Origin of the sequence: Vibrio sp. 10N.261.51.A4, assembly GCF_041471945.1 — a bacterium.
In the GTDB taxonomy this organism is placed as follows: Bacteria; Pseudomonadota; Gammaproteobacteria; order Enterobacterales; family Vibrionaceae; genus Vibrio; species Vibrio crassostreae_C.
Genome location: NZ_JBFRPJ010000061.1, coordinates 1 through 11,920 on the forward strand (window position 1 = coordinate 1; position 11,920 = coordinate 11,920).

The 11,920-nt window shown below is 43.1% G+C and carries 11 protein-coding genes and 3 pseudogenes; 10 read left to right on the top strand and 4 right to left on the bottom strand.

The features are described 5' to 3' along the window. Positions 1-99: 99 nt before the first annotated feature. Positions 100-210 (bottom strand): annotated as a pseudogene (locus AB4384_RS14145) (LysR family transcriptional regulator); the annotation flags it as partial. Positions 211-291: 81 nt separating this feature from the next. Here AB4384_RS14145 and AB4384_RS14150 point away from each other — a divergent pair. Then, positions 292-531 (top strand): hypothetical protein, encoded by a 240-nt coding sequence (locus AB4384_RS14150; RefSeq protein ID WP_017069969.1) that lies wholly within the window; start codon positions 292-294, stop codon positions 529-531. A 214-nt stretch (positions 532-745) separates the two neighbouring features. Beyond that, positions 746-1,063 carry a Dabb family protein gene (locus tag AB4384_RS14155; RefSeq protein ID WP_372129700.1) on the top strand — a complete coding sequence of 106 codons (318 nt, stop codon included), beginning with the start codon at positions 746-748 and terminating at the stop codon, positions 1,061-1,063. Between the two features lie 146 nt (positions 1,064-1,209). Here AB4384_RS14155 and AB4384_RS14160 read toward each other — a convergent pair. Next, positions 1,210-1,320 (bottom strand): annotated as a pseudogene (locus AB4384_RS14160) (DUF3103 family protein); the annotation flags it as partial. 122 nt (positions 1,321-1,442) lie between these two features. Beyond that, positions 1,443-4,460, bottom strand: coding sequence for an EAL domain-containing protein (locus AB4384_RS14165; RefSeq protein ID WP_017069971.1), 3,018 nt, complete (start codon positions 4,458-4,460; stop codon positions 1,443-1,445). A 484-nt stretch (positions 4,461-4,944) separates the two neighbouring features. Here AB4384_RS14165 and AB4384_RS14170 point away from each other — a divergent pair, with 484 nt between their 5' ends. From AB4384_RS14170 to AB4384_RS14205, 8 genes are all read left to right on the top strand, one after another. Continuing rightward, complete coding sequence (locus AB4384_RS14170) at positions 4,945-6,363, top strand: DASS family sodium-coupled anion symporter (RefSeq protein WP_372129701.1); 1,419 nt, start codon at positions 4,945-4,947, stop codon at positions 6,361-6,363. Positions 6,364-6,369: 6 nt separating this feature from the next. After that, positions 6,370-7,725, top strand: coding sequence for an ATP-binding protein (locus AB4384_RS14175; protein WP_372129702.1), 1,356 nt, complete (start codon positions 6,370-6,372; stop codon positions 7,723-7,725). Beyond that, positions 7,712-8,185, top strand: a complete 474-nt coding sequence (locus tag AB4384_RS14180) for a response regulator (protein ID WP_017063648.1) — start codon at positions 7,712-7,714, stop codon at positions 8,183-8,185. The genes AB4384_RS14175 and AB4384_RS14180 overlap by 14 nt, the downstream gene beginning before the upstream one ends. 461 nt (positions 8,186-8,646) lie before the next feature. Further along, entirely contained in the window at positions 8,647-9,147 is a 501-nt protein-coding gene (locus AB4384_RS14185) for an opioid growth factor receptor-related protein (RefSeq protein ID WP_372129703.1), read from the top strand. Between the two features lie 199 nt (positions 9,148-9,346). Continuing rightward, the gene (locus AB4384_RS14190) at positions 9,347-9,787 is read left to right on the top strand and encodes a hypothetical protein (protein ID WP_017062406.1); all 441 of its coding nucleotides are present in this window, start codon (positions 9,347-9,349) and stop codon (positions 9,785-9,787) included. 61 nt (positions 9,788-9,848) lie between these two features. After that, entirely contained in the window at positions 9,849-10,349 is a 501-nt protein-coding gene (locus AB4384_RS14195) for a hypothetical protein (protein ID WP_017064207.1), read from the top strand. 69 nt (positions 10,350-10,418) lie between these two features. Beyond that, positions 10,419-10,868 (top strand): GNAT family N-acetyltransferase, encoded by a 450-nt coding sequence (locus AB4384_RS14200; RefSeq protein ID WP_372129704.1) that lies wholly within the window; start codon positions 10,419-10,421, stop codon positions 10,866-10,868. Then, positions 10,861-11,262, top strand: a complete 402-nt coding sequence (locus tag AB4384_RS14205) for a hypothetical protein (RefSeq protein WP_017062409.1) — start codon at positions 10,861-10,863, stop codon at positions 11,260-11,262. The genes AB4384_RS14200 and AB4384_RS14205 overlap by 8 nt, the downstream gene beginning before the upstream one ends. Positions 11,263-11,473: 211 nt before the next feature. Here AB4384_RS14205 and AB4384_RS14210 read toward each other — a convergent pair. Next, positions 11,474-11,920: pseudogene (locus tag AB4384_RS14210) on the bottom strand (methionine synthase); the annotation flags it as partial.

Genomic DNA, 11,920 nt, shown 5'->3' on the forward strand with positions numbered 1-11,920 from the left:
AACTGATCGGCATTACAGCCCTCGGGAGCCTTTTCTTTTTTGGATGGTAGAGGAGTTAGGCAGTTAAGCCTTTAAGTAGTTAACCCGTTAAAAGCTGAACTACGCTTGTTTGTTTTTCAGGGTAGATTTCAACATTTGGAATAACCACTGATTCAAAGGTGCGTCTTTTTGCGAGCGGCGGCAGCTCATCACATAGCTCACATCTATGGTTCATGTTCGATTGTTAAAGTTACCCCAACAAAAACACAGATACCAAACGAACAAAGAATTAGAAATACAATGAGGTGATGTATGAACAAGTTAATCGCACTTGGATTGATGGCTTTATCTATGAACACGGCTTTCGCGGCTGACGGTACTTATGCGAGTACTCTCGATATGATGAGAAGCGAAGGCAATCAAGTAAAGGCTGAGCGTGTTGAATCTGATCCAGTGCTTGAAGGAAGAAATGACGCCGCTAATGGCGGAATAAAATTCCAAAAGAACGTTGATCAAGACCAAACGATCCAGCTTACAGGTCGTCGTGATTAACGTTAAAGATGTGCTTACCATTGTCATGAGAAATGCTGGGCCCTCGGGTGCAGCATTTTTCGTTATTGGGTTGTGGAGTATTTTATAAACTCTAGCGATCTAGCCTTGGCATGTTGTGTAACGTGTGGCATTTTGTTGTTCTCTAATTTAAGAACGCGACTCGGTGTTGGTTAAGCATTACAAACCAGTAAGCGAACGCTCGAAAGGACTAGGAATGACTCAAAAAGAAACGGGAATGATTCGTCATATTCTACTGATTAAGTTTAAAGAAAACGCTGAGGCTTCAGAGGTTCTAAAACTAAAGATGTTGTTTGAAGCGATGCCAAACAAGGTTGAAGGGGTCACTTCAGTAGAATGGGGATTAAATGACAGCCCTGAAAACAAGAATCAAGGTTATACCCACTCGGTGTTAATGACGTTCGCCGATGAAGAAGGCCGTCAGAATTACCTTCCGCACCCTGAGCATGATGCGCTGAAAGATGTGTTTCGTCCGCTTTTAGAAGACATCATTGTGTTTGATTACTCCCTGTAATTAGGTTCTGAGTAGGTCTCTTGTGTTTTACTTACCTTCGATAATGAAGAGTTAGGGCCTAGCGATTAAGCCCTAACTCAATAAGAAACGACTTACTCTGTTGGCGAAATAGTGACTGGTGCAAACGATGCGACAGCATTCCCGCCTGCGCCCCAGCGGTAGCGAGGCCAGAAGATAACTGTCTGATTGGGGTAGTACGTCTGTTTGTCGTAGTCCAGATAAGGCATCTCAACAAGGTCTATCTGTGGTTCTAAACGACCTTTATGTCATCTACTGTTTACGCTCATTTTTATTCCGTTAACCTGCCAATAGGCAGTAAAGTTAACGCAAAGCGTGAATAAGAATGGCATTACTTTTAAATAATGCCGTTGTGCCACGGTTAAGCTCTAGTCAATTTGATAGCCACTTCTGATTCCAGTTCACTTAATGGTCGAGGTTTACTGAAGTAATAACCTTGCAGCAGATCTATCCCCAGTCCGTTTAGGCGTTGGTTATGATCAGCAGTTTCCACCCCTTCAGCTACAACACGATAGCCCAAGCTTTTACCCATCATGATCATAGTGTTGACGAAGTCTAAGTTGGTCTGCCCTTGAGTTATGTCAGAGATAAATGAACGGTCGATCTTTACTTCACTTAGTGGAAGTTGCTTTAGTAGAGATAGAGAAGAGAATCCCGTGCCAAAATCGTCAAGAGAGATAGAAATTCCTACATCGTGTAGTTCTTTAAGTGAGTTTATGCATAACTCGTAATCGACAATTGCTGCTGACTCGGTTATCTCAATACAGAATAACGTCAAAGGAAGCTGGTATTGGCGAATAGTTCGAATGATTTCTTGAGCGAAGTGAGGCTGTATCAGCTGTTTTGCACTGATATTAATGGAAATATGGCTCATGGTTTGTAGCCATTCAGATCCTTCAACATCCTTACAAACTCGATGAATGATACATTCACCAAGCTTGCTGATTAGGCCAGCTGATTCAGCAACCTCGATAAACTGGTCAGGAGGGACATCCCCCAATGTTGGAGATTCCCATCTTGCTAGTGCTTCAACAGCAGTAATCTTTTCATCTTGCCCACAATATTGAGGTTGGTAGTGCACCTTTATTTCTTGTTGAGCGATGGCACGACTGAGTTGGTGCTCTATTTCGATTATGTTTTCCGTCTCTTTTGCCATTGACCTTTGAAAGTTGAGATAGCTTTGTCCTCCCAGCTTTTTAGCTTGATACATGGCAATGTCGGCCTGCTTAATTAATTCTTCGGCACTTACGCCATCATAAGGATACATAGCGATGCCTAGGCTTCCTTGGCTGATAATCTCAATATCATCAACGATCAATGGGTTTTGAACGGCATTTAAAATCTGCGTGGCGAGTGCGTTGATGTCTGCTTCGGAACTGACATTACACAAAAACAAGAATTCGTCACCTCCCAAACGTGCGACAAGGTGTTCACTTGATAGCACGTTCTGAATATGTTTGGTCACGTGGCAAAGAAGTGCATCACCGACGTGATGACCAAAAGAGTCGTTGATAATCTTAAAACGGTTAAGATCCATCAACATGACCGCGCGTTTTTGGTTAGGTCGATTCACAATGTGTTGCGCGATGCTTTCCATTATTTTCCGGCGATTAGCGATGCCAGTAAGCGCATCATAATACGCCATATGTTGAATCTTTTCCGCATCTTCTCGCTCTTGAGTTACATCCGTCATTGAGCCAATGAAGCGCACAGCCTGCCCTTCTGCATTATGAACCGCTGAGCCATTGGCATGAACCCAGATATATCCGCGATGTTGCGTCTTCATCCTGAATTCACATTTGAACGGTACTTCTTCGTTTAAGTGGTTATGAATGGCGGACTCGAGAAGTTCTAAGTCTTCTGAGTGTATATATTGGAACAGATGGTCACATCCTAACTTACGATCAGAAAAGGTATCTTGACAGCCAATCATTTTGGTTAACCGACTGTTCCAGACAAGAGTATTGGTTAGTAAGTCCCAATCCCAGATACCATCGTTTGAGCTGTTAGATACTACTTTGAGCTGTTGCAACAACTGTTGGGAGTTCTTCTGACGATTGTTACTTGTATTGATAAGCTCGTCGCGCTCGATGAACAGTGCGAGCATATCTAAATAATTGTTGAATACCGATTGTGTACCGATATCTTGGTGATCTTGCAATGAATCAACAACAGCGACGAGCTTCCAGTGATCTTCTTGCCCTGAGTTGATAGGAAGAATGGAAGCAACGAAATGATCATAGCGTTCGAAAAATGGGAAATTGCGAATATCGTCTTGAATATCTGTTTGTTGCGGTAGGGTAGTTGGCTGAGTCATGCCTTTTTCTACCCATTTCCTAATAGTGTATTGCTCCGAATTACACTCAGCGAGACAGGCCCAGTCAAGATTGTTTCCGTAAAGGCTTTGAGCATCTCTAATTGAGTCAAAACCTCCTTGTGCTTGTGAATAGAAATTTTCGAATATCTCAGCGGGAGAACGCCCTTGCACATTTAAGAGGATTTGGCGAGTTGAGTTGATATCTTCTTTATGTTCGAGATCTGGGTTTGTGTTACCGCAAGACTGATGAACGATGAGCTTTTGCGGGACACTATTATTGGCATTATTAAAAGGCTTCCCAGAAATACGTTCCAACACGCGGTGAAATACTTGCGTCGCTAGAAGCTCAAGCTGTTGGTCTACTGTTGTTAACTTGGGATTGAATTGTTGACCGACGAAAATATTATCAATGCCTACGATGGCGACATCGTCAGGTACCGAGATATTGCTGTGAGACAGTTGCTCCATCATACCTACAGCATTGTGGTCAGTTGCGCAGATAACCGCAGTGCATTTGGATTTACGCTGTATAAATTCTATTGCGGCTTCTCGTCCCCCAGATAGAGAACAATTCGACACGCGGAAGAAATGGCGTTGGTTGAATGAGCCTTTATGATCAATCACCGTGCGTTGATACGCTTTGAAGCGAGACCTGATATCATTAACAGTGAGATCGCCACAAAAGCCGATTTCTTCGTGTCCTTGACTTTGTAACCATTCATAGAGCTTAGTGACACCATCGCTTTGCACACTATAATACTGCTCAACGGGCAGCGGCGCATAGCTTGCTCCAATAGAAATGACTGGAATGTTTGCGTTTATAGCTTCTTCAATCAACTTTACTGTCGCTGCATGGAGAACGACCACAAGGGCATCGAGATGATTAAAATATATAGGAAGTTTAAAATCTCTTCGCTCACCCGAGCGGATGAAGATCAGATTGACTTTATGGTTTTTCGCAAGCCTTCTAAGGGTTGCATTTAGCTCGCCCATGTAGAAGCCACTGAGCATAGGCAGCACAATGCCAACGGTAGGACGTTTTTTAGATGTAACAATAGTCATGTTATTAGCCGGTCGAAAGTTGTGTTGTGTAGAACTGTTTTCGGGGGAGAATAGGTATCTTTTTATTATTTCTTCCATGCTCTACTAAGCGAGCTTGAAAATAAACTTACGGCAAAAGGAAATGCAAAACCACGCACAATCCGAGTAAGTCTAACTCATATATTTGAGAGGTTACTCAGAAGCGGTCCTCAATTTATGGACATGACTTAAGCGACTGATCTGTTCTGACAGTACCTAGAATAACCGGAACGGATTATGACTAGAAACGCAGAAACCACACTCCTGAATTTAATTTCAACAATAAATGACATACAAACGTTGAGGTAGCGCACAGAAACGAAACTGGGGGTATCGCGATCACGTAATCATTGATCTAGCCGAGAGTGAGATAGCGATAAGAGCTCGATAATTCGTTGTCGGATCTAAATTAGAACTGTAAATCTAATTTCTAAGTAGTTGTTATCTCAGGAAGAGTTTTTGTGCTATGCGCCCCTATATTAAATACATTATCCCAATTTTAATTCCTTTCATTATCCTCGTAATGCCGCTATCAGCGTTTCCATTTGAAGGCCTTACGATTATTCAACAACGCGTTATCGCGATCTTTTTATTAGCGGCATTGTGCTGGGTGTTCGAGCCTATCCCGATTTACGCGACGTCTGTTGTTATTATCGTTCTGCAATTATTGATGTTGTCGGATAAAGGGCTGATCTTTTTAAGGTTTGATCATGGGGAAGAACATTTTGGTGAGCTGTTAAAATACAGCGACATCATGGCGACGTTCGCTAGCCCAATCATCATGCTGTTTTTAGGTGGTTTCTTCTTAGCGATGGCCGCCACTAAGTATCGATTAGACGTAAACTTAGCTCGCGTGTTGTTGAAGCCATTTGGACAAGATCCAAAGTTTGTGATGCTCGGCTTAATGTTGATCACCGGTATCTTTTCGATGTTTATGTCTAACACGGCAACAACGGCAATGATGCTATCTATTTTAACGCCGGTACTGGCTGTGTTTGGCCCGAAAGACCCCGGTCGTGTAGCGTTTGCGCTTTGTATCCCTGTTGCCGCTAACATCGGTGGCATTGGTACCCCGATCGGTACCCCCCCGAACGCTATCGCACTTAAATATTTGGTTGGCGATAACCTGATTACGTTCGGCGAATGGATGGCATTTGGTGTGCCGTTTGTCGTTATTATGATGGCGTTAGCGTGGTTTTTAATCGGCTTTATGTACAAAGCTGACCAAAAGAAAATCGAACTAAGTATTAAAGGTAAATTCCTTAAAACGCCTAAAGCCATTGCGGTGTACGTCACTTTTGCGCTGACCATCATTCTTTGGTTAATGGGTTCAAGCCATGGCATGAACTCTTATACCGTCGCTCTGATTCCTGTCGCTGTGTTCTCACTCACAGGGATCATCAATAAAGAAGACCTGAAAAAGATTTCTTGGGACGTACTGTGGCTTGTATCAGGTGGTATTGCGCTTGGTTTAGCGCTCGATAAAACTGGCTTAGCAAAGCTCGTGGTAAACAGTATTCCGTTTGATAGCTACTCACCCTATGTGGTGTTGTTCGGAGCGGCGTTCTTGTGTTTGGTAATGGCAAACTTTATGTCTCATACCGCAACGGCTAACTTGTTAATGCCAATTATGGCGGCATTAGGTTCGTCTATGGCTTCACTCACGCCACTAGGCGGTGAGCTAACGTTAATTTTGGTTGTGACTTTTGCCGCTTCATTAGGTATGTCGCTGCCAATCAGTACGCCACCGAATGCGTTGGCTCATGCCACTGGTCATGTGCAAAGTAATCAAATGGCCAGAATCGGTATTATTTTGGGTGTGGTTGGTGTGCTACTGAGTTTTGTTATGGTGTGGGTGCTACATTCAATTGGTCACATAGGATAACGATACGTGTATCAACAAAAGCTAGAAGCACTTATCGAGCGCTATTTTAACCAAACAGAACGTCGGGTGACGTGCTGTGCCGGTAACACCATTATTGAACAATCAGCGTTAAACACTCGTTTATATTATGTGTTTAGTGGAGAACTGGAAGGGTTTTATACCGATGCGAATACACCGCAAGTGCGAGTATTTAGCGCGGGTAGTGGGGCTTTTATAGGCGTTCATAGCTTCTTTTCAGGTAATTGGACAGCATCTTCAACGGTTGTTGCTAAAACCGATGTTGAGTTAGCGTGGATCGATAAAGACACGCCTGCAGAAGATGAACGTAAATTTGGTCCTCTTACCGCACAGTTCACACCTGTAATTGTCAATGAGTTGTCGCGTCGTCAACGCCGCGCAACACAAGAAGCGATAGCGAAACAAAAAGCGCTAGAGAAGTTACATACTGCTGAGCAAATGACGACCTTGGGTCAATTGGCTGCAGGGATTGCTCATGAGCTTAACAACGCTATTGGTGTCGTAAATAGTAAATCTGGTCGACTTGAAACGGTCATCATGGATCTGCTTGAAGAAGTGCATCCAGAAGCCAGTCAATTTTTCGATTTTGGGTTAATGCATGGTCAGAAAACGTCGTCGTCAGAAGCACGAACACGTGGGCGACAATTTGAAAGAAAATATGGTTTAGACAAAAACATTGCTCGCTCTCTTGCAAAGGCGATTCCAATTGATGCTTTATCTGCAACAGACATTATTTCAAAGCATTGGCTGAAAAAACCAGAAGAAGCGATTCGTTTTTGGCAGATGGGCTGTGATTTACATGATTTGCGTTTGGCATCTAGACACACCGTCGGCATCGTAAAATCGGTTAAACAACTTGGCAGAGTTGATATCGACACCGAAGAAGCGGTTGATATTAACGACTCCATTAACCATGCCTTATCGTTGCTACAAAGTGAGTTACGTAGAGTGTCTGTGCGATTGAGCCCTGCGGATTTACCGTCTTTTAAAGGCTCGAAAACAGAGCTCGTTCAGATTTGGGTCAACATTGTAAAGAATGCTTGTGATGCAATGTCGAATTCAGACGATGCCGCAATAGAGATTCAAACCAGATTAAGTAAGAAAAGGATATTAGTTACGATCGCGAATAACGGCCCTGAGATAGACGAGGCGACTCGTAGAAAGGTATTTCAGCCCAACTTCACCACTAAAAAAGGTGGTTTATCGTTTGGATTGGGCTTGGGTTTATCAGTAGTTAAGCGGATTGTGGCAGGTTATGGCGGAAGTATCATTGTGAAAAGTGATGCTTCTAAAACTGTATTTAGAATCAAGTTACCAATAGAGGGTGAACATGGAGAAGCTTAATTTAATCTGTGTCGATGACCAGAGAGAAGTACTGAGCGCAGTGATACAAGATTTAGAGCCGCTGGCGAGTTGGCTGAATATTGAAGATTGTGAATCAGCGCAAGAAGTGCTTGATCTCATTGATGAACTTGACGCAGAAGGCGAACACATTACCGTCATCGTGTCTGATCATGTGATGCCAGGGAAAACGGGTGTGGAGTTACTCACTGAAGTGTTCCATGACAGTCGCTTTCCGAATACCAAGAAAATTCTTCTTACGGGGCAGGCCACTCATACTGATACCATCAATGCGATTAATGCAGCAGGCATCGACCGTTACTTTGAAAAGCCTTGGCAAGCAAGCACATTGGTTGAGTGCATTCGTACTCTTGTCACTGAGTACATATTTGATCAAGGGCTTGATTACACGGACTATCAGAATGAGCTCGACCAGCAGGTTGTGTTCAGACGCTTGCGTTAGCCTCTTATGTTAGCGACTTACATTATTCACTAGTGTAAGTCGCTTGAAATTCTATGCACCGAAGGACGCTTTCTGAAGGGTTTTTCTTTGAAAGATGTAATCTTTCGCTGCTTATTTTACCTACCTCTTTTAGTCGTTCAGGTTTTGGTACTCAGTTATTAACACACTGGTTGCTGGCTTTAGTCTAAAACTCATACGCTACGCCAACGCCAACGGATGCATTGTGTTTTCTTCAGGAACGATTCCCTGAACATACAGCAGAGCTAAAATGTGTCGCAGAGTTCCCGTGTCGTTTGTTAGAAAAGTAAGTCGAAATTATTCAAAAGTGATTCCTAACGCGTGGGACGTGGAGTTCTAAGCCAAATCGGTACTTACAACGTAAAGGACTAGGCTTTTGACGGCTTACTGCGTAATAATGCATTCGCCCACAAGTGGGGGTTTATAGTCAGTAGGATTTTAAAATGAGTGAGATTGCTCGCTTTATATCTGGTGAAGCGCCGGACAAATTTGGTCGAAATATAGAACAGTTATTGGCTTACAATCATTTTTGGTTGGAGCATGACCATAAGTACATTCAAGTGTTCTTCCCAATAGATGAGGGGACTAAGTTTAATCAACATGCCCCGTTGGTTACTCAAGAAGATAAGGTGCTTTTTGCTAATTCAGAAGCGCTCCGCACAGCTCATCTACAAGTGCTTGACCTGATGCTTGAGTTTTGGGGTATGCAGCGAAACGGGAGTGAAATATCTTCATCGTTACCACTTAGCCCGGCTAATCACGTATGGTTAAAGAATCATGAACATAACCAGCTAAGGTTAACGCGAGCCATTCGCAGTTTATACTTGTTAGGTAATGAAGAAGTCGCAACTCGCTTATGTGACTTCATAGTATCAGCGGCGACCGAGACAGGGTTGGTGTCGGATAAAACCGTTCAGTATTGGCGCAATGCCTTGGAAGGTTAGGGTTTTTCTGTGCAGAGCTTCCGGCACTGCTCATAATTGATTCTCAATGCGCGGTATTTTGTACGATGCCGCTTTCTCTATATTCAACATTTGAATGCAATTTGTGGAATATATCAAAGTTAATTAAACTGATGGTAAGTTATTACTTTTCATTATGTTAGGGTTCTTTTCTTAAGGTCAGCGGATTAGGAAGAGGCTAATGAAAAAGGGATTTGTGATAGCGATATCAATCGGCTTTGTTGTCTTCTTCCTTGTTGGTCGTGAGCTTCAGTGGTTCGGGTCCAGTAATTCCGAGTCGTTTCCTAAACTTCCTGATAGTCCCCAATTTGTTCCTTCTATCGATTTCGACGGTGAGTGGCTAGGCCGCCGTATTAACACCACTGGCAATAATATGTGTGAACGCACAACCATCACCGGAACTATTCGTGAGGGTAAGGCTACTCTAAGGCTTACCTACAATGGAACACCGTTAGAGGGTTGGGTGACGGAAAACGGCGACTTACGTTTATATGCTAAACATCGCCAATGGGATTATCGTTTTTCCGCACGTGGCAGTGGCAGTAGATTTGACGGCCGATGGCACTTAACCAATGGGCCGTGCCAAGGAAGTTGGTTTCTAGAAAAGGTCGATGGCAAGTAGGGTTGTTACTACAAGACGCCGTTTAAAATTAACCAGCACAAGGTTCTTTTAGGAGAGATAAGTGATCAGATTAATCGCCGTGTTCATTGTGGCTTTCGGGCTAGGTGCATATGCGAGCTTACATGTTTTGACAGACTATGTTGTGAGCATTGAAGACAGTCATAAAGCTGCGGTGCGGCAAGGTTTTGAAACCTATAAATATGCAAATACAAAAGACCTTGCCCCATTAATTAAAACATCGAACTTGTTAGCTCGTTATAGTGCTTGTGAATTAGAGGGAGATGAAGGCGATGCGATTGCATTAGCCCTGTCTATTAACGCTATTTCCTTTGGGATGTTATCGAAGCAAGCGTCTGACCTCGATCAAGACACCTTTAGGACTGGTTTGATGATGTACGGAAAACTCAAAGACAACGAAAAAGCGTCTGGTCAGTTAACTGAAATACTTACTGCGTACTGTAAAGATAGTCTTCGCTATCTATACGACTGTGAAAAACTTTCTAATTTGTTAGGCGAAGAATGGGATACACAATGGAAGGAAGTGAAACCAGTATGTACCTAAAAATGATTCAACATATACGGCATTTTGCTATGCCGTATTCAGATGTGATTTGAAAACAAAGGACACAATATGGAAGTAAGGTTGGTCAAAGGTTCAGAGCCTAAGTTCGCTGAATCGATCACCAAAACGAATATGGCGAGTTACTATCAAGCTCGTGGAATCGCTTGGGGTCATAGCCAGTTTTTACGCAGCTGGGATGAGCTGGATAACTATGAAATTTATGTGGGGGATCGCCGTATTGGTGTTGTTCGCTTCAGTTACGCTAGTGGTACAACGTTTCTTAGGGACTTGCAGATATTAGCTGACTTTCAAGGTCAAGGTTTTGGCTCTAAGTGTCTCGATTTGGCTATTGAACATGCGAACAATCAAGCATCGGCTCAGTTAGTGTTGCGCGTGTTCAGTGAGAACCCCGCCATTAAGCTTTATCAATCAAAAGGTTTTACTCAGTTGTCTGAAGTGAAAGGGCTCGTTGAAATGGAGCTGCCTTTAGGGTCATCATTGAGAGAGTGTCATGGATAACCGTATCCAACTAAATTTTGTTAAATACTTATTTTCAGAGTTGCTGTTTATTGTTATTGCACTAGGTCTTGTCTATTGGATATCAGACGGTGATCGTTCATCGCTGCTAACCATAGGGCTGATAATTTGTGTTCCTCCATTAATAAAAATTCTAATGTTGTGGTGGAAGCTTCGCGATAGCTCGTTTGAAATCACGAACGGTCATGTACGTTTAAATGGCGTTGCTTGTGATGTGACTTTACAGCGTAGCTTTCTTCCGTTTGAAATTGGCTCATTCATCAAGCTTTCATACACGAAAGGTGCAATGCAGAAACACAATATTTACCTTTCTAAAGGCGCAATGAGCAAAGAAGAATGGAGCCGTATGTTAGCGTGTCGAACTAGGTCGCCATAAAGAAGCGACATCGCTGTTACTTGAGCTTTTAGTTTCCACGACGAATAGCGATGCGATTAAAGAGTACCAACGAGCGATCTCTTTATATGCTCAAGACCTAGATAAAACCTGGTAAGCAGCGCGTAAAGCTCATTAACTCACATAACAAAAAGCCTAAGCATCAATATGATACTTAGGCTTAAAGGCATAGTTTTTGTTCTTTAGGAAAGCGTTACGCTGAAAGCTCTTTACGAACGATCTCTGCGCCAGCACTTAGCGCATTAAGCTTCGCTGAGGCTATCTCGCGAGGTAGGGGAGCCATGCCGCAGTTGGTGCAAGGGTAGAGCTTGTCGGCATCAACGTACTTAAGTGTTTCACGTAGAGTGCTAGCCACTTCTTCCGGTGTTTCAATCGAATCGGTTGCAACATCAATAGCGCCAACCATCACTTTCTTGCCGCGAACAAGTTCAAGCAGTTCAAGTGGTACGTGAGAGTTGTGGCACTCTAATGAGATGATATCGATATTCGATTGCTGCAGCTTAGGGAATACTTCTTCATATTGGCGCCACTCAGTGCCTAATGTCTTTTTCCAATCTGTGTTTGCTTTGATTCCGTAACCATAGCAAATGTGTACTGCGGTTTCGCATTTAAGCCCTTCAATGGCTTTGTTGCGTAATTC